Origin of the sequence: Thalassobaculum sp. OXR-137, from assembly GCF_034377285.1 — a bacterium.
In the GTDB taxonomy this organism is placed as follows: Bacteria; Pseudomonadota; Alphaproteobacteria; order Thalassobaculales; family Thalassobaculaceae; genus Thalassobaculum.
In genome coordinates this window covers 1,978,332-2,000,776 of sequence record NZ_CP139715.1, presented here as the reverse complement: position 1 = coordinate 2,000,776, position 22,445 = coordinate 1,978,332, and the positions used below count along the sequence as shown (strand labels likewise).

Below are 22,445 nucleotides of genomic sequence, written 5' to 3'. Positions count from 1 at the left end.
TCACCCGATTGCCCCGGAATAAATCCGGGGAGTGGGTTATGGATGGTCTTGGGAGGAACAGCTCCAGATGACCGCCCTTGAGCACTTCCTGACCGCCCTCACCCTGCAGGCCGGGTACAATTCGGCGCTGGTCGCTGTCGGCGCCGGGCTGCTCGGCATCGCCGGCGGCGGGGCGGGGGCCTTCGTGTTCCTGCGCAAGCGCGCGCTGGTCTCCGACGCCGTCACCCATGCCACCCTGCCGGGCGTCGCCATCGCCTTCATCGTCATGGTGCTGCTCGGCGGCGACGGGCGCTGGCTGCCGGGACTGATCCTGGGATCCGCCGCCTCGGCGGCCATCGGCCTCATGGCGGTGGAATGGATCACCGCCCGCACCCGCCTGGGCGAGGACGCCGCCATCGGTGCCGTGCTCTCGGTGTTCTTCGGTCTGGGCATCGTGCTGCTGACCGTCATCCAGACCATGGAGGGCGGCAAGCAGGCCGGGCTCGACAGCTTCCTGCTCGGCTCCACCGCCGGCATGCTGATCGGCGAGGCGGTGCTGATCGCCGCCGCTGGCGCGGTCGCGGTCGGCCTCGTGGTGTTGCTGCGCCGGCCGATGACCATGGTCGCCTTCGATCCGGACTACGCCGCCACGCTGGGCATCGACGTGCGCCGCACCGACCTGGCGATGATGGGCCTCGCGCTGATCGTCACCGTCATCGGCCTCAAGGTGGTCGGGCTGATCCTGGTGGTCGCCATGCTGATCATCCCGCCGGTCGCCGCCCGGTTCTGGACCGACCGGGTCGACCGGCTGATCCTGATCTCCGCCGCCATCGGCGGGGTCTCGGGCTATCTGGGTGCCGCCTTGTCCGCCGCCGCCGCCGACATGCCGACCGGCCCGATCATCGTGCTGGTCGCCTTCGCCCTGTTCGCCGTCTCCCTCGCCTTCTCTCCCCGCCGCGGCGTGCTCGCCTCGGCCCTGCGGCACCGCCGGTTCCAGCATCGGGTGCACCTGCGCCAGGGTCTGCTGGCGATGGCGAGGGGCGAGGCGATCTACGACCGACTGACCCTCGCCATCCTGCGTCGGCGCGGCCTGATCCGCGGCGACGGGGTGATCACGCAGGAGGGCCGCGGCGCCGCCGGCCGCGCCCAGCTCGACGAGACCCGGTGGTCGACCGCCCGCCGGTTGCGCGCCGACGACCCGGTGCTGGAGCGCTACGACGGGCTGACCCCGATCGACGAGCACCTGACCAGCGATCAGGTCGCGCATCTGGACAGCCTCCTGCCGAAACCGGAATCCACATGAGGGCGCAGCGCTGATGGACATGGGAGCCGAATTCGTCCAGCTCAGCCTGGCGCCGATCCTGATCGGCATCCTGGCCGCCGTCGCCTGCGCGCTGCCTGGCAACTTCCTGCTGCTGCGCCGTCAGGCGCTGATCGGAGACGCGATCAGCCATGTGGCTCTGCCGGGCATCGTCGTCGCCTTCCTGGTCACCGGCACCATCGCCGCCTGGCCGATGATGGTCGGTGCCGCCGGGGCCGCCGTTGTCGCGGTCGGCCTGATCGAGGCGATCAAGCGGCTCGGCCGGGTCGAGCCGGGTGCGGCCATGGGCGTGGTCTTCACCACCCTGTTCGCCGCCGGCGTGCTGCTGCTGGAACAATCGGACACCAGCGGCGTGCATATCGACGTGGAGCACGCGCTCTACGGCAATCTGGAAAGCCTGATCTGGTTCAGCGCCACGGGCTGGTCGTCGCTGCTCGACCTGGACGCCCTGGCCGGCCTGCCGCCGCAGCTCTTCCGCCTGGCCGTCGTCCTGGCGGTCATTGTCCTGTTCATGGTCGCCTTCTGGAAGGAACTGGCGATCTCTACCTTCGATCCGGAATTCGCCCGCAGCATCGGCATCCGCACCGGCAGCGTCGGCTTCGCGCTGGTAGTCGCCGCCGCGATCGCCGCGGTCGCCGCCTTCGACGCGGTCGGCTCGATCATCGTCATCGCCATGTTCGTCTGTCCGCCGGCCACCGCCCGGCTGATGACCGACCGGCTGGGCCGGCAGATCGCCTGGAGCGTGCTTTTCGCCACCACCGCCGCCATCGCCGGCTATGTCTTCGCCGGCTACGGCCCGCTCTGGTTCGGCTCGCCCTACGCGGTCAGCGCGGCCGGAATGATCGCCACCGTCGCCGGCGTGCAACTCGGGCTTGCCTGCCTCATCGGCCCGCGCCGTCGCCGCACCGGCCACGCTGCCGCCGCGCAATGATCCGGCCGTCGTAAAAGGGTCGCCCCGGCCGGCCCATCGCGTATATCTGTGGGGCCACCCAACGCAAGGACCCCGCATGCCGACCTCCTCAGAGCGTCTCGAACGCGCCATCGCCATGACCGAACGCCTGATCGCGTTCGACACCACCTCCCGGAACTCCAATCTGGCGCTGATCGAGGACGTGAAGGCCTATCTGGCGGATCTCGGCATCGCCTCGCGCCTCACCTACGACCATGACGGCGCCAAGGCCAACCTGTGGTGCACCATCGGCCCGCAGGAACGCGGCGGCATCGTGCTGTCCGGCCATACCGACGTCGTCCCGGTCGACGGCCAGGATTGGACCTCCGACCCGTTCACCCTGACCCGTCGGGGCGACAACCTCTATGGGCGCGGCACCGCGGACATGAAGGGCTTCGTCGCCATCGCCCTGTCGCTGGCCCCGGAAATGGCGGCGGCCAAGCTTCAGGTGCCGATCCACTTCGCCTTCTCCTTCGACGAGGAAGTCGGCTGCTTCGGCGTGCAGCACATCATCGCCGACGTGGTCGCCAACCTGCCGCTGCCGCGCGCGGTGATCGTCGGCGAGCCGACCGAGATGAAGCTGATCGGCGGCAACAAGGGCACGCGCATCTACAAGACCCGCGTCACCGGCGTGCCGGGCCATTCCAGCGACCCGCGCAACGGCGCCAACGCCATCATCGCCGCCAGCCGGATGATCGCCTTCATCGACGATCTGGGCCAGGAAATCGCCGCCGGCCCCCATGGCGAGACCGAGTTCGACCCGCCGCATACCACGATGAGCGTCGGCGTAATCGAGGGCGGCACCGCCCACAACATCATCCCGGAATTCTGCGACATCACCTGGGGCATGCGGGTGCTCCCCTCCGACGACGCCGATGTCTACGAGGAGCGGATCCGCACCTATTGCCGCGAGGCGCTGGAGCCGGCGATGAAGGCCGTCGCCCCCCATTGCGGCTTCGAGCACCACAAGCTGGTGGACGTGATCGGCCTGCAGCCCGACGAGCATTCCGCCGCCGAAACCCTGGTGCGCCAGCTCACCGGGCTGAACCAGTCGAGCGTGGTGTCCTTCGGCACCGAGGCCGGCGCCTTCCAGCAGGCGGGGATGCCGGCGGTGATCTTCGGCCCCGGCAGCATCGACGTGGCCCACAAGGCCGACGAGTACATCCCCATCGACCAGATGGCGCAGTGCGTCGATTTCATGGTCGACCTGATCGAGTGGGCCCAAACGGCGGACTAAGATGACGGCAGACTGAGAGGGGAATCCCGATGACCGAGCGCGCGTTCGAGGTTCACGAGAACGAGTGGATCATCCTCAAGGACGGGACCCGGCTGGCCGCCCGGATCTGGATGCCTGAAGACACCGAGGCCGATCCGGTGCCGGCCGTGCTGGAGTATCTGCCCTACCGCAAGCGCAACGGCACGGCGCCGCGCGACGAGTCCACCTATCCGGTCTTCGCCGCCGCCGGGATCGCCGGGGTGCGGGTGGACATTCGGGGCTCGGGCGAATCCGACGGGGTGATCGACGGCGAATACACCGAACGCGAGCTGTCCGACGCCTGCGAGGTGATCGACTGGATCGCGACCCAGCCCTGGTCGAACGGCAGCGTCGGAATGATGGGCATCTCCTGGGGCGGCTTCAACTGCCTGCAGGTCGCGGCCCTCAAACCACCGGCGCTGAAGGCGGTGATCTCCATCGCCTCGTCCGTCGACCGCTATAACGACGACATCCACTACAAGGACGGCTGCCACCTGTCGGCCCAGCTCTCCTGGGCGGCGACCATGCTGGCCTATCAGTCCCGCTCGCCCGACCCGGAGATCGTCGGCGAGGACTGGCGGGCCCTGTGGCTGGAGCGGCTGGAAGGCGAGCCGTTCATGATGGAGGAATGGCTGACCCACCAGCGCCGCGACGCCTTCTGGAAACACGGCTCCATCGGCGAGGATTTCGCCGGCTTCCCGGTTCCGGCCCTGGTGATCTCCGGCTGGGCCGACGGCTACCGCAACACCCCGTTCAAGGCCGTGGAGGGCATGCCCGGCAAAGCCAAGGCCCTGGTCGGCCCCTGGATCCACAAGTATCCGCATTTCGCCTGGCCGAAGCCGCGCGCCGATTTCCACGGCGAGGCGATCCGCTGGTGGAACCGCTGGCTGCGCGGCGAGCCGAACGGCGCGGAGGACACGCCGCAGATGCGCGCCTTCATCCTCGACGGCCCGAAGCCGGCGCGCTGGCGCGACCGCGATCCAGGCTTCTGGGTCGCCAAGCAGGACTGGTCCACGCCCGAGACCCGGGTGCTCGGCATCGACGGGGACGGCCGGCTGAGCGACACGCCCGCCGCGTCTGCACACCCGCTGACCCTGCGCTCGCCGCTGGATACCGGCACCGGCTCGGGCGAGTGGTTCACGCTGAAGCCGGATGCCGAGATGGCCGGCGACCAGCGCGGCGACGACATGGGTTCGCTGGTCTTCGACACGGCGGCGTTGGCGGAGGAGATCCTGCTGCTGGGCCGGGCGTCCGTGTCGCTCACGCTGTCGAGCGACGCGCCGCTGGCCAATCTCTGCGCCCGACTGGTGGACCTGCACCCGGACGGCACGGCGACCCGGATCGCCTTCGGCGTCCTCAATCTCGCCCATCGCGACGGCAACGAGCATCCCACGCCGCTGACGCCGGGAAAGGCGACGGACATCGCCCTGACCCTGGATGCCTGCGGCTATCGGCTGGCGCCGGGGCACCGGCTGCGGCTGTCGCTCTCCAGCGCCTATTGGCCGACGATCCTGCCGCCGCCCTATGACGCCACGCTGACGATCGAGCCCGCCTCCCTGCGCCTGGCCCTGCCGCTGCTCGGCGACCACAAGCGGATCGAGGTGGCCGAGCCGGAGACCGAGAACCCGCTGCCGGTCTACGAGCCACTCGCCCCCGGAAATGCGACCCGGGAGATCCGGCGCAATCTGACCACCGGCACGACCGAGCACCGGATCTCCGAGGATACCGGGCTGACCCGGCATCCCGGCAACGGGCTGGTGGCCGGGGAGACCCAGGAGGAGGTCTGGAGCATCCGCGACGGCGACCCGCTCTCGGCCACCGGCCGGATCGAGCGCACCTGCATCATCCGGCGCGATGACGTGGAGGCGAAGACGGTGAGCACCTGCGCGCTGTCCTGCACGGCGGAGGATTGGATGATCGAGGCCCGGGTCGAGGCGTTCGAGAATGGCGAGCCGATCTTCGACAAAACCTTCGCCCAGACCATCCCGCGGGACATGATGTGACGGAGGAACGATGGACCCGAAGGCGCCCGACTCAGAGGCGATAACGCGGACAGCCGCCTGTTCCTGCGGATCGCTCAGCGTGACCTGCACGGGAGAGCCGGCGTTGGTGGCACTGTGCCACTGCCTGGAATGCCAGAAGCGCACCGGCGCGCCGTTCGGCGTGGCGGCGTTCTTTGCCGAAACGGCCGTGGCTGTCGATGGCGTGTCCTCGGAATACCGGCGCATGGGCGACAGCGGCCACGAGATCGAGTTCCATTTCTGTCCGACCTGCGGCAGCAGCGTCTACTGGCGCCCGCATTTCAGGCCGGGACTGGTGGCCGTCGCGCTCGGCGCCTTCGCCGACCCGGCCTTTCCTGCGCCGAGCAAGGCGGTCTATACCGAGCGGCGGCATCCCTGGGTGGCCGTCGACCTCGGCTCAGAGTGAGCCGACAGGAGAGCGTTCCGAGGGGCGGTCTTCTCTCTCTACCCCGCGTCCCTTACCCGACTTCCTGGACGCTCCACAGGAGCGATCCAGGACCGTGCCCCGCGGTATGCGCGTCCGGTTCAGGGTCCTGGATAGCGCGCCCCGCGCTTCCAGGAAGTCGGTGTGGGGTGAGTTGGGGGACCAAGAAGGGGAACAGCCTGGTGACGCTAGTCTTTTCGCCTCCCCAGTGCTGGCGCTGCACCGACCCCGCTTCCCTAACCCGACTTCCTGGACGCTCCACAGGAGCGATCCAGGATCGTGCCCCTGCTGTATCCGCGTCCGGATCAAGGTCCTGGATAGCGCGTCCCGCGCTTCCCGGAAGTCGGTGTGGGGGAAGTTCGAAGCGATGAAGGGGAAAACGCCTGATGCCGCTATTGCTGGCACTCCACCGTCCCCGCCTCCCTTACCCGACTTCCTGGACGCTCCGCAGGAGCGATCCAGGACCGTGCCCCGCTGTGTCCGCGTCCCGTTCAGGATCCTGGATAGCGCGTCCCGCACTTCCAGGAAGTCGGTTTGGGAGGGAGAAGGGGACAGGAGGGACGGGAAACCCTAACCCGCCCTGATCGCTTCCATCGCCGCCCGGGCCTTCTCCGGGATCGGGGCGGATTTGTTCGTGGCCCGGTCCACATAGACATGGACGAAATGCCCGAAGGCGCAGATCGCCTCCTGGCCCTTCTTGAACAGCCCGACCTCGTAGGTCACCGAGGAGGTGCCGATCCGCGCCACCCGGATCCCGGCCTCGACCACGTCGGGGAAGGCGATCGGGCGCTTGTAGGAACAGCGCGTCTCGACCACGAAGCCGACGGTCTCCCCGTTCAAATAGTCGAGCCCGCCCTGTTCGATCAGGTACTGGTTCACCACCGTGTCGAAATACGAGTAGTACTCGACATTGTTCACATGCCCGTAGACGTCGTTGTCCATCCAGCGGGTCGGGATCTCCAGGAAATGCCGGTAGTCGGCCCGCGTGAGTTCCGGCTCGCCCGCCATCACCCGATCCCCTTGAGGAAGTCGCGCAGGGTGTCCAGCACCTCGTCCGGCCGCTCGATCGACATCATGTGGCCGGTCGCCGGCAGCACCGCGAGGCGGGCATCGGCGAACGATCCGGCCAGGGCCTTCGCGCCCTTCAGCGGGGTCATGCGGTCGTCGTCGCCGGCGACGATCAGGACCGGGCAGGCGACCTTCCCCGCCGCCTCGGTGGCACCTGCATAGCCGTTGGAGGCCTTCAGGTCGACGCCCAGCGGCCCCTTCAGCCCACGCTCCAACGTGCGCAGGCCCGCCCCCGGCATCCAGGCGCCCGGCGCGCGGTTGCCGCCGATCTGCGCCGGACGGCCGAAGCCCCAGCCGATCATCGCTTCCACCGCGCCGTGCTCGCCCTTGTCGGCCGCGCCCTGCAGGGCCGGGTTCACCGGCATCGCCGCGGCAGCCCCCAGCATCATCAGCCCGAGCGCCGCGTCGCCCGCCTGGGACGCCGCCTCCAGCGCGATCAGCGCGCCCAGCGAATGGCCGGCCAGCGCGAATGTCTCGGCACCGGCGGCTTTCACCGCCTTCAGCACCCAGGCGGCCATGGCCGGCACGTCCTCCAGCGCAGGGCCTGCACTGCCGCCATGGCCCGGCAGATCCAACGCCAGCACCGACCAGCCGTGATGGGCGAAGTAGCGGGTCTGCAGAGTCCAGACCGTATGGTCCATCCCGGCGCCATGGACGAAGACCAGGGCGGGGCGTGCGGGATCGAACGGGCGTCCGCCGGTGGCGGCGAAAGCCTCGCTCCCTTCGACAGTCAGCTTCATGCGCCGGCGGCTCCAGCGAGTTTGACGGGGGTTTTCGGCTGGGTGGCGCGGGCAGCCGCGCGCAGGGCCTGTTTCAGGTCGTCCACGATGTCCTTGGGGTCTTCCAGGCCGACCGACAGACGCACCAGATCCTCGCTCAGCCCGGCCGCCTTCATGGTCTCGGCGTCGAGCTGCTGGTGGGTGGTGCTTGCCGGATGCAGGACCAGGGACTTGGCGTCGCCGACATTGGCCAGATGCGACCACAAGCGCAGGGATTCGATGAACACCCGGCCCGCCTCGCGGCCGCCCTTGATGCCGAAGGCGATCATGGAACCGGTGCCCTTGGGCAGCAGCCTGGCGGCGATCGCATGGTCTGGGTGATCCTCCAGCTCCGGATAGGCCACCCACTCCACCTCCTCCGCGCCCTTCAGGAAGGCGACGACGGCGCGGGCATTGGCCACGTGGCGGTCCATGCGCAGCGGCAGGGTCTCGATCCCCTGCAGGATGTGGAAGGCGTTGGCCGGGCTCATGCAGGCGCCGAAATCGCGCAGCCCCTCGGCCCGGGCGCGCATCAGCAGCGCCTGGGGACCGTATTCCTCGGCGAAGTCGAGGCCGTGATAGCCGGCATAGGGCTCGGTTAGCGTCGGGAACTTGCCGGACGCCTCCCAGTCGAAGGTGCCGCCGTCGACCAGCACACCGCCCAGCGCGACGCCATGGCCGCCGAGCCACTTGGTGGCCGAATGCATGATCAGGTCGGCGCCGTGGTCAATCGGCCGGCACAGATGCGGTGTGGCGAAGGTGCTGTCGACCATCAGCGGGATGCCCGCCTTATGGGCGATCTGCGCCAGGGCGGCGATGTCCATCACCTCCAGGCCCGGATTGCCGATGGTCTCGCCGAAGATCAGCCGGGTCTCCGGCCGGATCGCCTTGCGGAAGCCGTCCAGGTCGCGGGGATGGACCTTGGTGGTCTCGATCCCGAAGCGCGGCAGGGTGTGGCTGAACAGGTTGTGGCTGCCGCCATAGAGGGCGGAGGAGGCGACGATATGCCCGCCCTGGCCCATCAGGGTGCTGATCGCCAGGAACAGGGCCGCGTGGCCGCTCGCCGTCGCCACCGCGCCGACGCCGCCCTCCAGGGCCGCCACCCGCTCCTCCAGCACCGCCACGGTGGGGTTGGAGATGCGCGAATAGATGTGACCGGCGCGCTCCAGATTGAACAGCGACGCGGCATGGTCGACGTCTTTGAACACGTAGGAGGTGGTCTGGTAGATCGGCACCGCCCTGGCACCGGTGGTCGGATCCGGCTGCTGGCCCGCGTGCAGGCTCAGCGTGTCGAAGCCGAAGACGTTACCGTCGGAACTCATCGCTATCGTCCCTGATTTGGAATTTTTCCATATCCGACATGGTCGGTAGAAGTGATCGCCGTGCCGGGGCAGTCTAGCCGATGGAAACGGTCGTCGTCCTGCTCGAGTGTCCCGAAATGGGATTCGCGGGATCCAGATACGGTTACGGGGCCGTGCAATTGCACGACCCCGCCCGATTTCTACGCTGTGAGCTCCCTGCCCAACTTGTTCGGTCCAGACGCTATCGAGCGTTGATCTGTCCGTCAAGCATCATGATGTGGCGTAACTCACAACCCTTAGAGCTGTCCTGTATTCGACATTCCGATTACGATTTGAACAACGCATTGGCGGCACTGGCCACGCCCTTTTTCCGGTCGATCATTTCCCGAGCGCGAATGATCTCCGCCTCCATTGCCTGAATGTAATCCTGTAAATCTTCAATATTCCAGGTGGAGAGATCGCGCGGCTTCTTTGGACGTTTGCCGGGTTCCAGCTCATCCAGATCGACCATTACCGCCTCCTTCAAGCGAATAGCTTCACAATGCGTTTGCTTGTCACACGGGGGCCTCTATATAACCTCCCGAATCCGTAACAACCAATTCCATGCAGCCTGCTCACGCGGGAAGAACCCGACGGCAAGGGAGAGACTATCATGACGCAGCCGCTGATGCCCAAGGCGACCGCCGTCTGGCTGATCGACAACACCGCCTTGACCTTCGACCAGATCGCCACCTTCTGCGAGTTGCACGCGCTGGAAGTCCAGGCCATCGCCGATGGCGAGGTGAGCACCGGTATCCAGGGTTTCGATCCGGTTCTGAACGGCCAGCTGACGCGCGCGGAAATCGAACGGTGCGAGAAGGACCCGAAGACCCGCCTGATGATGGCGAAGTCGACGCTGCCGAAGCCGGTGGAGCGCACCAAGGGCCCGAAATACGTGCCGGTCGCCAAGCGCGGCGACAAGCCGGACGCGATCGCCTGGCTCCTGAAGCACCATGAGGAGCTGAAGGATTCCCAGATCGCCAAGCTGGTCGGCACGACCAAGGACACGATCAACAAGGTCCGCGAGCGCACCCACTGGAACTCTCAGAACATCCAGGCGCGTCACCCGGTGTTCCTGGGCCTGTGCAGCCAGCGCGATCTCGACGCCGCCATCGAGAAGGCCGGCGGCACCAGGGTCCCGCCGGAGCAGCAGCTCGAGTCGATCAGCGAGCTGCCGTAAGCGCGGCGCTCCTCGCTGAGAGGTTTGGATCCCGGGCCGGCTTGCGCTGCCCGGGATTTTTCTTTCCACGCTCCGCGCCGTAATGGGCACGACCATCCCGTCATCCCGGGAGACCCCGGACCTGATCCGGGGGCTGCCCGGGACCTAGCCACAGGCGCAAGATACGGGGTCCCGGCCGATCCCCGGGTCGTGCCCGGGGTTCGCCGGGATGACGGGATGGCTTTGCTTATTCCCGCCGTTCCGAGATCAGCGCCGCCAGCCCGCGCTTCTGCTTGCCGTCGGCGTCGAAATTCGCCGGATCCATCCAGGCCTGGAAGCCCGCCTTGATCCCCGGCCACTCGCTGTCGAGGATCGAGAACCACGCCGTGTCGCGGTTGCGGCCCTTGTACATCACCGCCTGGCGGAACAACCCCTCATAGGTGAAACCGAGCCGGGCCGCCGCCGCCTTGGACGGGGCGTTGAGGCTGTCGCATTTCCACTCGTAGCGCCGGTAGCCGAGCTCGTCGAAGACGCGGGCCATCATCAGATACATCGCCTCGGTCGAGCCGGTCGTGCGCTGCATCAGCGGCGAGAAGGTGATGAACCCGACCTCGATCACCCCGTTGTTCGGATCGATCCGCAGATAGGTGCAGAACCCGACCGCCTTGCCCGTGGCGAGGTCGATCACCGTGTGGAACAGCGGGTCCTCGCTCTTGGCGTTGGTCGCCAGCGCGGCATCGAAGGCGCCGCGGTCCGCATAGGGGCCGACCGGCAGGTAGGTCCACATCCGACCGGTCTCGTCCGCCTCGAAGGCCGCCCAGAGTTCGTCGCCGTGTTTCGCCGGGTCGAGCGGCTCCAGCCGGACGGTGCGGCCCTCCATGGGCGTGCGCGGCGGGCGCGGGCAGGGTGTCCAGTCGGCGACGGCCCAGCCGATCGGCTGGCCGAGGTCGTTGATGCGGGTGGTCATGGCGGGGCTCCGGCGGATGACTTGGATCTCCTCCATGCGCCTTTCCCATTGGCCCTCGTAGATCCAACGCCGAACCGCCCGACGGTCCAACCAACGCCGACGGCCGATCTTGGCACCATCAGAATGCCAATATTGACGATACACGAAAGGACATCCATTCCCGAGGAACCGAGATCATGTCCGATACGCTCATCGTCCGCGAAGTGCGCCCCGAGGATTTCGAGCGGTGGCTCCCGCTCTGGGCCGGCTACAACGCGTTCTACGAGCGGGTCGGCCCGACGGCGGTCCCAGAGGCCGTCACCCGGTTGACCTGGTCCCGGTTCTTCGACGCCTACGAGCCGATGCATGCGCTGGTGGCGGAACGGGCGGGCGCGCTGCTGGGCCTCGCCCATATCATCTATCACCGCAACACGACGATGATCGGCCCGACCTGCTACCTGCAGGACCTGTTCACTACGGCCGAGGCGCGCGGCCAGGGGGTCGGGCGCGCTCTGATCGAGGCGGTCTACGCCCATGCGCGGGCCGGCGGCGGCGAGCGGGTCTACTGGCAGACCCATGAGACCAACGCGACGGCGCAACGGCTCTACGACGGCGTCGCCGACCGGCCCGGATTCATCCTCTACCGCAAGACGCTGTAGGCCTATTCCTTCGGCATGCCTTTCGGCCGGGCGAGGCGCTGCTGGGCGGCGATGCGGAACGGCGCATTGGCCGCCCCGTAGCCGCGATAACCGCCGCGCCGCTCCACCACCTCGAAGAAGAACCCGTCGCCGTAGAGCCGGCTGTAGAGCTGGAAGAACTCGCCCTGATCGTCGCGGTCGTAGAGGATGTTGCGCGCCCGCAGGGTGGCCACGAAATCCGGGTCGAGCCCGAACCGCGCCTCCACGTCGCCGTAGTAGTTCGCCGGGATCTCCAGCACCTGGAACCCTTTGACCGCCAACGCCTCCGCCGTGGCCAGCATGTCGCCGGTCTGAAAGGCGATGTGCTGGACCGAAGACCCGAAGCTCTCCGACACGAAGCGGCCAGCGAGCGTGCGCTTGTTCTCCGCCCCGTTCAGGGTCAGGCGCAGGGCGGCGTCCGGGCTCTCGATCGCCTGGCTGCGGACCACGCCGGCCGGGTCGATGACGTCCACCATCGGCATCTTCGCGGTGTCGAAGATCGCCGTGTAGAACAGCATCCAGGTCAGCATCTCCTCGTAGTTCATGGTCTGGGCCAAGTGGTCGATCCGGGTCAGGCCCGCACTGCCGTCCTGCCCGTCGTCCGCCACCGGCGTGAACTCGATCTCCCAGACCCGGGAGAGCTCCGTCTTGTCGTCGATGAAGTGCATGACACCGCCGCCGACGCCGCGGATCGCCGGGATCTTCAGCTCGCCCGGTCCGGTCGGCTGCTCGAAGAGGTCGGCCAGCAGGGCCCGCGCCCGGGTAACGGTGGCCGAGGCGTCCTCCACCTTCAGGCCGATATCGCAGACCGAGGTGCCGTGCATCAGGTAGGCGGAATGGGCGAAGCCCTCCTTCTCGGTGTTGATCACCAGATTGATGTCGCCCTGGCGCCAGACCTCCACATCCTTGGCGACGTGGCGGCCGGCACGGGTGAAGCCGAGGCTGCGGAACAGGCCGGTCAGCTCCGAGGCTTCCCGCTCGTCGGCGGTGAACTCCACGAACTCGATCCCGGAGACGGAAATCGGCGCCGGCATGGCCGGCGGCGTGAGGGCGATCTCCGGCTCGCTGCGCCCGACCGCATCCATCAGGTTCAGCAGGGCGCGCCGCCCGTCGATGGAGATGGACTTGGGCGAGCCGCCGCGGAACTGGTCGTTGAAGATCTCCAGGGACAGCACGCCGTCATAGCCGGTGGCCGCCACCGCCCGCATGAAGCCGACCACGTCCAGGTCGCCCTGCCCCGGCATGGTACGGAAATGCCGGCTCCAGTAGAGCAGGTCCATGTCGATCAGCGGCGCATCGGCGAGCTGGACGATGAAGATCTTGTCCTTCGGGATCGACCGAATGGTGTTCACGTCGGTCTTGCGCGCCAGGGTGTGGAAACTGTCCAGGATCAGCCCGACGTTCGGGTGATCGGCCCGACGCACGATCTCCCAGGCGTCGCGGTGGTCGTTGACGTGGCGACCCCAGGCCAGCGCCTCGTAACCCACCCGCAGGCCGCGCTTGGCCGCCCGCTCGCCCAGCTCGGCCAGATCGTCCGCCGCCCGGTCGATGCCGCCCAGTGCGGCCTGGGAGGTGTTGGAGCAGATCAGCATCAGGTCGGTGCCGAGTTCCTGCATCACGTCGAACTTGCGTTCGGCCCGGTCGAAGGCACGGGCGCGGTGCGGTTCGCCCATCCCCTCGAAGTCGCGGAACGGCTGGAACAGGGTGATCTCCAGCCCGGCATCGCGGATCATCTGCCCGACTTCCTTCGGGCCGCCGTCATAGGCCAGGAAATCGTTCTCGAAGATCTCCAGCCCGTCAAAGCCGGCGGCGGCGATGGAGGTCAGCTTCTCCTGGAAATCGCCGCTGATCGACACGGTCGCGATAGACGTCTTCACCCGAATTCTCCTTATTCCGCACCGAAACTGTCGAAGGTGGCGCGCATGGCCTCCGGGTCCGCCGGCAACCCGGTGAACAGCTCGAACGCCTTCACCGCCTGGAACAGCGCCATCCCGGCCCCGGTGGCGGTCCGGCAGCCGGCCGCCTTGGCGGCGCGCACGAACGCGGTCTCCATCGGGAAATAGATGATATCGATCACCCAGTGCCGCCCGTCCAGAAGCGAGACCGGCAGCGGCATGCCCGGATGGTCGGCCATGCCGATGGGGGTCGCGTTCACGATCCCGTCCGCGTCGGGGGCCGCCGCTTCCGCGCTCGGCGCGACGGCGGCGCGGCCACGGCCGAAACGGCCTTCCAGGGCGGCAACCAATTTCTCGGCACCGGCGCGGTTCGTATCGGCGATCAGCAGGGTCCCGACCCCGCTGTCGAGCAGCGCGTGCGCGACGGCGGACCCGGCGCCACCGGCGCCGATCAGCAGCACCCGTCCCTTCGGCTCCCCGCCCATGCTGCGCCGGAAGCTCTCGGCAAAGCCCGACAGGTCGGTGTTATGGCCGACCCGCCGGCCGTCCTTCAGCACGATCGTGTTGACCGCGCCGACGGCCCGCGCCTCCTCCGACATGTCGTCCAGATAGGAGACGGCCTCCTGTTTGTAGGGATGGGTGACGTTCACGCCGGCATAGCCGCAGATCTCCGCCGCCCGCAGCATCTCCTCGAAACTGGGGGTGGCGGCCATCTCGGCGGGGTCGATGCGGCGATAGACATAGCGCAGACCTTGCCGCGCGCCCTCCGCCTCGTGCATCAGCGGAGTCCGCGACAGCGCCGTGCCCCGGCCTATCAGTCCGACCAGCACCGAACGCCCCAGCGTTGCGGCCATCGCTCCCTCCCCGAACATTCGTCTTCTTTCGGGCAGAGTGTCGGATCGTCGCCCCGCCATCAAGAAAACCGTCCGGACCGCGACCCGGTGCGGGATGGACGCGCATTGCGGACGGCCGGCCTCCTATCGGCCGACCAGGATCTCGCCCAGCACCTCCACCGTCCCGTCCTCGGTCACATCGATGATGACGAACTCGCCGGACGCGGTCCCCCGCCCCGTCAGCGCGCTGATGTTCACCTGGTGGGTGACGAGAACCAGGCGCCGGTCCGCCGGCTGGTCGCGCAGGAAGGCGACGGTCGCCGCGGTCTGCTCGTCGCGTCGTCCGCGCGCGTCGAAGAAGGAGTTCAGGGAAGGCAGCGGTTCGGGCTTGCCGAGGCCCAGCAGTTCCGCCGTCTCCGCCGACCGGCACCACTGGCTCGTCAGGACCCGGTGGATCTCGATTCCGTTCTGCCGGAACGCCTCGCCGATCCGTCGGGCCTGGTCTCTGCCCTCGTCGTTCAGGTTGCGCTGGGTCGAGCAGTCGCCGAGTCGGAACGCGTCCGGATCGCCCGTGCCGGGAGCGTAGGCGTGGCGCATCACGGCGATCGCGCCGGGACGCCGCATCGCCTCCCACGCCTGCGGCGAAGCGGAAGCGGGGGCCGAGAAGCCGAAAATCGTCCCGGCCAGCGCCAGGAAAAGGATCGGGAGCAGGGTGAAAGCGCGTTGGAACATGGAGTCCTCTCTGACAGGATCGACGGTACCCGGCACCGACCTAGGGCGGTCGTCCGACCGGTCCAGTCGTCGCGCGACCGGTAGTGGCGTGCTAAGAACCCGGATGACCCCGATGTTCGAAGAGCTCGACTACCGCGTGACGCCGATCGGCGCGATCAGCCTGCGCCGCCGCCGCGACCTCCGGCTCGGCCAGGACGTGCTCGAGATCAAGCTCGGCGACGAGTTCCTGATGTCGAGCCACTTCACCGCCTCGGAGATCGCCCTGGCCCGCCTCGGGCTGGCCGAGGTGCGGTCGCCGGCGCCGGACGTGGTCGTCGGCGGGCTCGGGCTGGGCTACACCGCCGCAGCCGTGCTCGAAGACCCGCGGGTCGCCTCCCTGCGGGTGGTCGACCTGCTCGACGCGGTAATCGACTGGCACCGCGAAGGCCTGATCCCCCTCGGACCGGTGCTTACGGCCGACCCCCGCTGCCGGCTGCAGCAGGGGGATTTCTTCGCGCTCGCCGCGTCGGAGACCGGGTTCGACCCGGACCGGCCGGGCCGCACGCTGGACGCCATCCTGGTGGATATCGACCACGCGCCCGACTTCCTGCTCGACCAGGGCAGTGCCGGTTTCTACACGGCCGAAGGTCTTGCCGCCCTCACCCGGCATCTGAAGCCCGGCGGCGTCTTCGGCCTCTGGTCCGACGCCCCTCCGGACGCCGCGTTCACCGACCGCCTGGCCGGCGTCTATGCCGAGGCGCGGGCGGAGCCGGTGGTGTTCGACAATCCGTATCTCGGCGACACGGTGACCCAGACGGTCTATCTCGCCCGTGCCGCCGGCTAGGCCACCCTAGTCGCCGGTGAACGCGATCATCCGGCCGGCGATCAGCGCACCGATCCAGCACAGCATCGAGACCGCCCCGACCCGCGCCCGTACGGAGCCGCCGGCACGCTCCAGCCACCGTCCCCACACCGCATGGGCCGACAGGGCGGAGGCCGCGCCGACGGAAATCAGCCCGATCTTCGTCAGAAAGGCCGTATTGCCGGCGTAGTCCAGCGGCCGCACGACGAAGAGCAGGAACCCGGAAATCACGGCCAGCCCCAACCCGGCAGCCGCCATCGGCACCAGCACCCGGACCAGGCCGCCCGCCTCGACCCGTGGCCAGAGCCCGAGCAGGCGCAGGTCGAGCGGCAGGATCCCGCCGACCAGCACGGCGACGCCCAGGACATGGGCCGTGTTCGCCGCCGCGTAGCTCCAGCGCGAAAACCGCAGGGCGGTCGCCGCCTCGCTCGCCGCAAGGGCGCTCAGCAGGCCGTCCACCGGCGCCGCCGGGGCCGCTCAGCTCCGGTCCGGATAGAGCGGGTGCTCCTTACCGTCGAGGATGATCCGCTCGGCCTTCAGCAGTTTCGCAGCCGGATCGGCGGAGGGTTCGCCGATGATGGTGATCTCGGTACCGGCGGCGAAATCGGCGTCGCTCAGCCCCGCCCGCTCGTTGCGCCAGGGCTGGCCGACTTCGACGGTCCAGACCTCGCCGTCCGCATCCACCTTGAGGACCCCGTGGGGATTGCCGAGCTTGGCCTCGCGGATGATGCCGGTCAGCTCGATATTGCCGCCGGTGGTCCAGCTCCATCCGTGATGGGCGATGGCCTGCGGGATCAGGAACGGAGCCGCCAGCAGGGCGGCGGCAAGGGACAGAGCAGCGGCACGCAGGGATCGGGTCATGGCATCTCTCCATGTCGACGATTGGACAGGCTTTCCACCCTAAGTGGTCCCGGCCGCCCGAATGCCCAGGGGTCGGGTGCCAGGTAGCGGGCTCCACCCGGCGCGCTTCGACCCGGACGGTTTGCGCGCAAATGCGCGTCGCTGCGAAAGAAAGCCAATGATTACCCTGCGGTATACGCAGCGTCGGCGCCATAGTCGGCCAGTGAAACGGACTTCGGGTCGCGCGCGGGTCCGCAGGCGACACCAGCCGCTCGAATGCGGGTTCCACCTTGCCGGGAGGGCATCTTGATCAGATCCGTCGCGTTATCCTTGGCCTTGTTCTTGGGCCTGTCCGCGTCCGCCTCCGCCGGAACGGTATTTTTCAAGAACTGCAGCGCGCTGGCCATGGCGGACATCAAGGTCTTCAGTCAGACATCCCCCGCCGGATCGCCGCCGGCCGCGCTGGCCCTGGCCATCCGCCAGGGCACGCAGAAGGCCTTCACCTGCGACACCGATATCTGTCGGATGACCGTCGACTACCGGGTCCGGACCGGCTGGAACCAGAGCGCGATCCGCGGGACCCTGAACACCGAGCTGCGCGACGGCGCCGCCGCCTGCCTGAAGCCGGATCCCAACCGGGACGGCGACCAGCTTCTGGAAAACGCCCCCACCGGCTGCGCCTGCTGAGCGGCGATCAGGTCGGCGCCTTCGTGCGTCGCAGATAGTCGAACACCTCCGCGCTGCGGCTCTCCACCTCTCCGAACAGGCGCGCGACCGAGCCCTCGTCTCCGTCGGTCGCCGCGAGCTGGAGGGCCTCCAGGGCGGCGCGCAGGCGGTTGGCGCACGCATTTGCCGAAGCCCCCTTGGCCGCGTGGGCGGTCTCCCGCAGCAGCCCCATATCGCCGGCCTCGATCGCAGCCCGCATCTCCGCGTTCAGCGACCGGAAGCTCTCCGCGAAGAGGTCGAGCATCGAGGCGGTGAAAGCCGGGTCGGTGCTGCCGAGGATCAGCCTGAGCTGCCCGAAATCGATCGGACTGTCGGCGGCGCCGTCCGCCTCTGCCCCCGCGACAGGCCGGGTCGCGGCATCGAGCCAGCGGTTGAGGGTGGCCCCCATGGTCTCCAGCGTCACCGGTTTGGCCAGGTAATCGTCCATCCCCGCCGCCAGACACCGTTCCGCCTCGCCCACCAGGGCGTTCGCGGTCAGGGCGACGATCGGCACCCGGCGTCCGGTTCCCTTCTCCGCCTCCCGGATCGCCGCCGTCAGCTCGTATCCGTCCATGTTCGGCATGTGGCAGTCGGTGAGCACGAGGCCGTAGGGCTTCTCGCGCCACATCCTCAGCGCCTCCACCCCGTCGACAGCCGTCTCCGCGGCGAGACGCAGGAAGCCGAGCTGGCGCTCGACGACCATGCGGTTGGTGGCGTTGTCCTCGACCACCAGGATCAGCCGCCCCGCGGCGGCGGCCTCCTCGACGGAGGGCGCTTCGGCGACATCCGTCGTCCGGTCCCGCCGCGGAACCGCCTTCGGCGCCTCCGGGAAGGCACGGCCGACGCTCGCCGCCACCGCCTGCAGCAGAGGGGCGCGGCGCACCGGCCGGAGGACGGCGATGGGCATCATGTCCGGGGCTCCGGCGCTGGCGACCCAAAGAGCCCGGGTTTCATGGCCGGAGACATCGTGTCCCCAGGCGCCGGAAGGGATCAGCCGGCGCAACAGGTCCGTCCCCAGCCGGCCGTCGACGATCGCCGCTCCGCCAGGGTCCGGCAGCACCGCATCGGCATCGCCCACGCGGGACACGACCATGCCCCTGTCGGACAGCAGGGCGGCGACCTGATCGCCCAGCGGTCCCGGCCGGATCGCGACCAGTGCCGGAACGCCGCTCAGATCGATGGCGTCGACGTCGGACCTCGCTTCCAGGATCGCCGGTTCCACCGGGATATCGACCCAGAAGGTCGAGCCCGCCCCCGGCTCGCTCTCGACACCGATCAGGCCCTGCATCATGCCGACCAGGCGGCGGCAGATGGAGAGGCCGAGACCGGTTCCGCCGTATCGTCTGGTGGTGGATACCTCCGCCTGGCTGAACGGCTCGAAGAGCTGGTCCAGCCGGTCGGCCTCGATGCCGACCCCGGTATCCCTGATCTCCAGCCGCAGCCGCATCCGCGATGCCAGATCGTCGTCCGGTCGGGCCGAGGCATGGATCGCCACCGAGCCGGTCCGGGTGAACTTCACCGCGTTGCCCGCGAGGTTCATGAGGATCTGCCGCACCCGGGTCGGATCGCCGACGAAGACCGCCGGCGCCGACGGATCGATCTGCAGCACCAGGTCCAGATCCTTCGCCTCCGCGGCGGGCGCCAGCGTGTCGAGCACGGCCTCGCAGACCGCCCGCAGATCGATCTGTTCCACCTCCAGGTCCAGGCGGCCCGCCTCGATCTTGGAGAAGTCGAGGATGTCGTCGATGATCCGCAGCAGCACCTCCCCGGAATCGCGGATCGTGGCCGTGATGGCCCGCTGGTCGTCGTCCAGGCCGGTCTGCTCCAGCACTTCGGCCATGCCGATGACGCCGTTCAGCGGGGTGCGGATCTCGTGGCTCATCGCCGCCAGGAAGGCCGACTTCGCCCGGGTCGCCTCCTCCGCCGTGTCGCGGGCGTCCAGGGCCGTGCGCTCGGCCTGCTTCTGCTGGGAGATGTCGACGATGACATTCACCCGCCCACCGTCCGGCAGGGAGGCGACGATGTACTGGACGTCCAGGCCGGTGCCGTCGAAGAAGAACTCGGTCGTGAAGCGCTCGTCCGAGTCGTAGACCTGCCGGCGGAACGCCATGAACCTGTCCAGGCTCATATGGCGGCGGCGGTCGTGGGCATCGTAGATGTAGCGGGAGTAGTCGCGGAAATGAGGGCGATCCACTAGCGCCTCCGCCGGGATGCCGGTGAAGTTGCAGTACGCGTCGTTCCAGAACGCCACGTGCATGCTGGCGTCGTAGACCAGCACGCCGACCGGGATGGACTGCAGGATGGCGCGGATCCGCTCCCGGGTCTCCTCGGCCTCCTCGCGCGCCGCCACCGCCTCGGCCTCGCCGCGCTTGCGTTGGGTGATGTCGGTCAGGGTACGCACCGTGCCGCCGCCGCTCAGCTTGCGGCCATAGACCAGCATCCAGTTCCCGCGACGGAACTCCCGCTCGTGGATGAAGATGTCGGAGGTGTCGCTGCCGACCCAGTCGTTCCAGTGATCCACATAGGCGGCGATCTGCGGATCGGCGGTGTCGAATTCGCCGAGACGCCGGCGCACCTCCCGCAGTTCCTCGATCGTCGGCTGCCCTTCCATGGCCGAGACCGGCAGGGCCAGGATCTCACGCGCCCGGTCGTTCCACAGGATGATCCGGCCGCGCGCGTCGGCCACCAGGACACCCTGCTCCATCGCGGCCAGTACCGTTTCGAGGAACTCGGTCTTCTCCACCAGGGCCTGCCGGGACCGCCGCGCCTCGGTGATGTCGCTGAAGGTGCGGATCACCCGGCCGTGGGCCAGCGGCTGGAAGACCGCATGTATCCACCGGCCGTTCGGCACCATGCGGTCGTATTCGAGCCGTTCCACCGTCTCGCCGCTCTGATGGCGCGCGAGCCAGTCGTCGATCCGGCGGTTGAGCTCGGCCGGGATCTCGACCTCTGTCTGCGCCAGATGATGGGCGTAGACCACGGAGGACGGCCGGTTCTCCCGGTACAGGTCCAGCGGGACGCCGAGCAGATCCGCCAGCCGGTCGTTGAACACCAGAACGTTGTCGTCCGCGTCGCGCATGATCACGCCCTGGTCGATGCTGGCCAGGGTCGTCTCCAGCAGTTCCCGCCGTTCCGCCGCGGAGATTTCCGCCAGCTTGCGGCTGGTGATGTCGGTGAAGGTGCGGACATGGCCGCCCTCGGGAAGCCGGTTGGCGACGATCAGCAGCCAGTTGCCGTTCGGCTGCCGGCGCTCGTAGATCAGCCTGGGCGACGGGTCTTCGCCGGTCTCCCAGCGATCGATGCAGGCGTTGAGCTCGGGCGAGAGCCCGACCAGTTCTCCGCGCGCCTCCAGATCGTCCAGGACCTGCTGCAGCGGCACCGGGCGGCGGCTGTAGTCCTCCGGCAATCCCAGCAGTTCGCAGTAGCGCCGGTTCGCGAGGACCTGGTCGCCCTCCGCATCGACGATGGACAGACCCTGGTCGATGCTGTCGAGGGTGAGTTGAAGCATGCGGGTCCAGCGCGCCGTCTCGCGTTCGGCCGCGCGTTCGTCGGAGACGTCGGTCCAGGACCGCACCCAGCCGCCGTCGGGCATCGGACGGTTGTCGACGCGCAGAACCCGCCCGTCCGGCAGAAGCCGCTCGTAGCCGAAGGGGCTACCGCCTCCGCTGAGCCGCTCCCAATGGGCGATCTGGGCCTCCATCTGGGCCGGGTCGAGGTGGTCGAAATCGCCCCGTTCGGACCGGAACTCGTTGAACTGGCGGTGGTTCAGTGTCCCGTCGAGGAGATTGTCCGGCAGGTCGAACATCGTCTGGAACCGGTCGTTGGCGTAGACGACACGGCCCTGGGGATCGACAACGGCGATCGCGTTGGGAATCGCCTGGAGGACGGATTGCAGCACGGCGCCCTGTCGTGCGACCCGGTCGGCGAGATCGACATTCTCCAGACGTCCCTTGATCTGGTCGACCAGCGCCCGCTCGAACCGGCGGGAAAACCGCAGAAAGAACCCGCACATGATCGCGCAAAGAACGGCGATGATGAGCAGGTCGAGATTTGCGTCGAGGTACCAGAGCTCCAGCAGCAGCAGCAACAGCGGCGCCATGGAGGCGAACAGGTAGAATCGGAACGCGTTCGCATAGGCCGACAGCGTGCCGAGCGCGCCGCCGGCCATGCCCGACATGATCAGCAGGATCCAGGCGGTGACCTGAAAGTTCTCCGGATCCAGAAACAGCACCGGCAGCAGGCCGAACAGCCCGCCGGAGGCGAAGGAGATAGCTTCGAACCAGCGTCGCCAGCGCCGGGTTTCCTCGGGCGTGAGGTTCTCGCGGGGGAAGCGGCGATAGAGCAGCAGGCGGGACGCGGCCACCGACAGGGCGACGCCGAGCCAGACGATCAGCGCCGTCTGGTCGACCGGCTGGTTGATCAGCAGCAGGAAGACCGCGATGGCCAGGACCGTGTGGCCCGCCACGGCGTCCCGCGTCTGGCCGAAGAAGAACCGGAGCTGCTCTCCGAGGACGCGGAACTCCATCGCCTCCCGGCCCGCGGCACCGGCGGGCCCGCCACCTCCCGTCTCGACATCCCCGACCACCGTCATCGCCACCCTCCATCCGGCTCACGACGCCGGCCGCCTCGAACCCCGAGTCCGAGAATACGCCATTGAAGAGCACACAGTACCGCAGCGCGACTATGGGAAGTTGCACATGCC

The 22,445-nt window shown here is 68.4% G+C and carries 21 protein-coding genes; 9 read left to right on the top strand and 12 right to left on the bottom strand.

Annotated elements, in window-relative coordinates:
• The first annotated feature begins 67 nt into the window (after positions 1-67).
• From T8K17_RS09375 to T8K17_RS09355, 5 genes are all read left to right on the top strand, one after another.
• Positions 68-1,282, top strand: a complete 1,215-nt coding sequence (locus T8K17_RS09375) for a metal ABC transporter permease (RefSeq protein ID WP_322334241.1) — start codon at positions 68-70, stop codon at positions 1,280-1,282.
• A gap of 13 nt (positions 1,283-1,295) precedes the next feature.
• The gene (locus T8K17_RS09370; RefSeq protein WP_322334240.1) at positions 1,296-2,231 is read left to right on the top strand and encodes a metal ABC transporter permease; all 936 of its coding nucleotides are present in this window, start codon (positions 1,296-1,298) and stop codon (positions 2,229-2,231) included.
• 76 nt (positions 2,232-2,307) lie between these two features.
• A complete protein-coding gene (argE, locus tag T8K17_RS09365; protein ID WP_322334239.1) occupies positions 2,308-3,486 on the top strand; it encodes an acetylornithine deacetylase in 1,179 nt (392 codons plus the stop codon).
• A 29-nt stretch (positions 3,487-3,515) separates the two neighbouring features.
• Complete coding sequence (locus T8K17_RS09360; RefSeq protein ID WP_322334238.1) at positions 3,516-5,507, top strand: CocE/NonD family hydrolase; 1,992 nt, start codon at positions 3,516-3,518, stop codon at positions 5,505-5,507.
• 106 nt (positions 5,508-5,613) lie between these two features.
• Positions 5,614-5,931 (top strand): GFA family protein, encoded by a 318-nt coding sequence (locus T8K17_RS09355; protein WP_322334237.1) that lies wholly within the window; start codon positions 5,614-5,616, stop codon positions 5,929-5,931.
• 588 nt (positions 5,932-6,519) lie between these two features.
• Here T8K17_RS09355 and T8K17_RS09350 read toward each other — a convergent pair.
• The 4 genes from T8K17_RS09350 to T8K17_RS09335 all read right to left on the bottom strand — a co-directional run bounded on the left by T8K17_RS09350 (position 6,520) and on the right by T8K17_RS09335 (position 9,587).
• Entirely contained in the window at positions 6,520-6,957 is a 438-nt protein-coding gene (locus T8K17_RS09350) for a thioesterase family protein (RefSeq protein WP_322334236.1), read from the bottom strand.
• Positions 6,957-7,757, bottom strand: coding sequence for an alpha/beta hydrolase (locus T8K17_RS09345; RefSeq protein ID WP_322334235.1), 801 nt, complete (start codon positions 7,755-7,757; stop codon positions 6,957-6,959). The genes T8K17_RS09350 and T8K17_RS09345 overlap by 1 nt, the downstream gene beginning before the upstream one ends.
• Entirely contained in the window at positions 7,754-9,097 is a 1,344-nt protein-coding gene (locus tag T8K17_RS09340) for an O-acetylhomoserine aminocarboxypropyltransferase (protein WP_322334234.1), read from the bottom strand. Before T8K17_RS09340 ends, T8K17_RS09345 begins: the two co-directional genes overlap by 4 nt.
• A 304-nt stretch (positions 9,098-9,401) precedes the next feature.
• Positions 9,402-9,587, bottom strand: a complete 186-nt coding sequence (locus tag T8K17_RS09335) for a DUF1192 domain-containing protein (RefSeq protein ID WP_322334233.1) — start codon at positions 9,585-9,587, stop codon at positions 9,402-9,404.
• A gap of 141 nt (positions 9,588-9,728) precedes the next feature.
• On the opposite strand from T8K17_RS09335, the gene T8K17_RS09330 reads away from it, so the two are divergent.
• Positions 9,729-10,295 carry a DUF1013 domain-containing protein gene (locus T8K17_RS09330; RefSeq protein ID WP_322334232.1) on the top strand — a complete coding sequence of 189 codons (567 nt, stop codon included), beginning with the start codon at positions 9,729-9,731 and terminating at the stop codon, positions 10,293-10,295.
• A gap of 226 nt (positions 10,296-10,521) precedes the next feature.
• On the opposite strand, the gene T8K17_RS09325 is transcribed toward T8K17_RS09330, so the two are convergent.
• Complete coding sequence (locus tag T8K17_RS09325) at positions 10,522-11,277, bottom strand: GNAT family protein (RefSeq protein ID WP_322334231.1); 756 nt, start codon at positions 11,275-11,277, stop codon at positions 10,522-10,524.
• Between the two features lie 140 nt (positions 11,278-11,417).
• Here T8K17_RS09325 and T8K17_RS09320 point away from each other — a divergent pair, with 140 nt between their 5' ends.
• On the top strand, positions 11,418-11,879 hold the full coding sequence (locus T8K17_RS09320; protein WP_322334230.1) for a GNAT family N-acetyltransferase: 462 nt from the start codon (positions 11,418-11,420) through the stop codon (positions 11,877-11,879).
• Between the two features lie 2 nt (positions 11,880-11,881).
• On the opposite strand, the gene T8K17_RS09315 is transcribed toward T8K17_RS09320, so the two are convergent.
• From T8K17_RS09315 to T8K17_RS09305, 3 genes are all read right to left on the bottom strand, one after another.
• The gene (locus T8K17_RS09315; protein ID WP_322334229.1) at positions 11,882-13,774 is read right to left on the bottom strand and encodes a bifunctional sugar phosphate isomerase/epimerase/4-hydroxyphenylpyruvate dioxygenase family protein; all 1,893 of its coding nucleotides are present in this window, start codon (positions 13,772-13,774) and stop codon (positions 11,882-11,884) included.
• 11 nt (positions 13,775-13,785) lie between these two features.
• Positions 13,786-14,646: a shikimate dehydrogenase gene (locus T8K17_RS09310; protein ID WP_322334228.1), complete on the bottom strand. Its 861-nt coding sequence runs from the start codon at positions 14,644-14,646 to the stop codon at positions 13,786-13,788.
• 123 nt (positions 14,647-14,769) lie between these two features.
• On the bottom strand, positions 14,770-15,357 hold the full coding sequence (locus T8K17_RS09305; protein WP_322334227.1) for a histidine phosphatase family protein: 588 nt from the start codon (positions 15,355-15,357) through the stop codon (positions 14,770-14,772).
• A 112-nt stretch (positions 15,358-15,469) separates the two neighbouring features.
• Here T8K17_RS09305 and T8K17_RS09300 point away from each other — a divergent pair, with 112 nt between their 5' ends.
• Positions 15,470-16,180 (top strand): spermidine synthase, encoded by a 711-nt coding sequence (locus T8K17_RS09300; RefSeq protein WP_322334226.1) that lies wholly within the window; start codon positions 15,470-15,472, stop codon positions 16,178-16,180.
• A 6-nt stretch (positions 16,181-16,186) separates the two neighbouring features.
• Here the strand turns inward: T8K17_RS09300 and T8K17_RS09295 are convergent, their stop codons facing one another.
• The 3 genes from T8K17_RS09295 to T8K17_RS09285 form a co-directional block, all read right to left on the bottom strand.
• Positions 16,187-16,657, bottom strand: a complete 471-nt coding sequence (locus T8K17_RS09295) for a DUF2214 domain-containing protein (RefSeq protein WP_322334225.1) — start codon at positions 16,655-16,657, stop codon at positions 16,187-16,189.
• A gap of 18 nt (positions 16,658-16,675) precedes the next feature.
• Complete coding sequence (locus tag T8K17_RS09290; protein ID WP_322334224.1) at positions 16,676-17,059, bottom strand: DUF6152 family protein; 384 nt, start codon at positions 17,057-17,059, stop codon at positions 16,676-16,678.
• A gap of 161 nt (positions 17,060-17,220) precedes the next feature.
• Complete coding sequence (locus tag T8K17_RS09285) at positions 17,221-17,445, bottom strand: hypothetical protein (RefSeq protein WP_322334223.1); 225 nt, start codon at positions 17,443-17,445, stop codon at positions 17,221-17,223.
• Here T8K17_RS09285 and T8K17_RS09280 point away from each other — a divergent pair.
• Positions 17,444-17,725: a hypothetical protein gene (locus T8K17_RS09280; RefSeq protein WP_322334222.1), complete on the top strand. Its 282-nt coding sequence runs from the start codon at positions 17,444-17,446 to the stop codon at positions 17,723-17,725. The two genes, T8K17_RS09285 and T8K17_RS09280, sit on opposite strands and share 2 nt — an antisense overlap.
• 7 nt (positions 17,726-17,732) lie before the next feature.
• Here T8K17_RS09280 and T8K17_RS09275 read toward each other — a convergent pair whose 3' ends face one another.
• Positions 17,733-22,334: a PAS-domain containing protein gene (locus tag T8K17_RS09275; protein WP_322334221.1), complete on the bottom strand. Its 4,602-nt coding sequence runs from the start codon at positions 22,332-22,334 to the stop codon at positions 17,733-17,735.
• Positions 22,335-22,445: the final 111 nt, after the last annotated feature.

Coding starts and splice junctions, on each gene's coding strand:
- T8K17_RS09375 (WP_322334241.1), top strand. CDS start 68: ATGACCGCCCTTGAGCACTTCCTGACCGCCCTCACCCTGCAGGCCGGG.
- T8K17_RS09370 (WP_322334240.1), top strand. CDS start 1,296: ATGGACATGGGAGCCGAATTCGTCCAGCTCAGCCTGGCGCCGATCCTG.
- argE (WP_322334239.1), top strand. CDS start 2,308: ATGCCGACCTCCTCAGAGCGTCTCGAACGCGCCATCGCCATGACCGAA.
- T8K17_RS09360 (WP_322334238.1), top strand. CDS start 3,516: ATGACCGAGCGCGCGTTCGAGGTTCACGAGAACGAGTGGATCATCCTC.
- T8K17_RS09350 (WP_322334236.1), bottom strand. CDS start 6,957: ATGGCGGGCGAGCCGGAACTCACGCGGGCCGACTACCGGCATTTCCTG.
- T8K17_RS09345 (WP_322334235.1), bottom strand. CDS start 7,757: ATGAAGCTGACTGTCGAAGGGAGCGAGGCTTTCGCCGCCACCGGCGGA.
- T8K17_RS09340 (WP_322334234.1), bottom strand. CDS start 9,097: ATGAGTTCCGACGGTAACGTCTTCGGCTTCGACACGCTGAGCCTGCAC.
- T8K17_RS09335 (WP_322334233.1), bottom strand. CDS start 9,587: ATGGTCGATCTGGATGAGCTGGAACCCGGCAAACGTCCAAAGAAGCCG.
- T8K17_RS09330 (WP_322334232.1), top strand. CDS start 9,729: ATGACGCAGCCGCTGATGCCCAAGGCGACCGCCGTCTGGCTGATCGAC.
- T8K17_RS09325 (WP_322334231.1), bottom strand. CDS start 11,277: ATGGAGGAGATCCAAGTCATCCGCCGGAGCCCCGCCATGACCACCCGC.
- T8K17_RS09320 (WP_322334230.1), top strand. CDS start 11,418: ATGTCCGATACGCTCATCGTCCGCGAAGTGCGCCCCGAGGATTTCGAG.
- T8K17_RS09310 (WP_322334228.1), bottom strand. CDS start 14,646: ATGGCCGCAACGCTGGGGCGTTCGGTGCTGGTCGGACTGATAGGCCGG.
- T8K17_RS09305 (WP_322334227.1), bottom strand. CDS start 15,357: ATGTTCCAACGCGCTTTCACCCTGCTCCCGATCCTTTTCCTGGCGCTG.
- T8K17_RS09300 (WP_322334226.1), top strand. CDS start 15,470: ATGTTCGAAGAGCTCGACTACCGCGTGACGCCGATCGGCGCGATCAGC.
- T8K17_RS09290 (WP_322334224.1), bottom strand. CDS start 17,059: ATGACCCGATCCCTGCGTGCCGCTGCTCTGTCCCTTGCCGCCGCCCTG.
- T8K17_RS09280 (WP_322334222.1), top strand. CDS start 17,444: ATGGCGGACATCAAGGTCTTCAGTCAGACATCCCCCGCCGGATCGCCG.
- T8K17_RS09285 (WP_322334223.1), bottom strand. CDS start 17,445: ATGGCCAGCGCGCTGCAGTTCTTGAAAAATACCGTTCCGGCGGAGGCG.
- T8K17_RS09275 (WP_322334221.1), bottom strand. CDS start 22,334: ATGACGGTGGTCGGGGATGTCGAGACGGGAGGTGGCGGGCCCGCCGGT.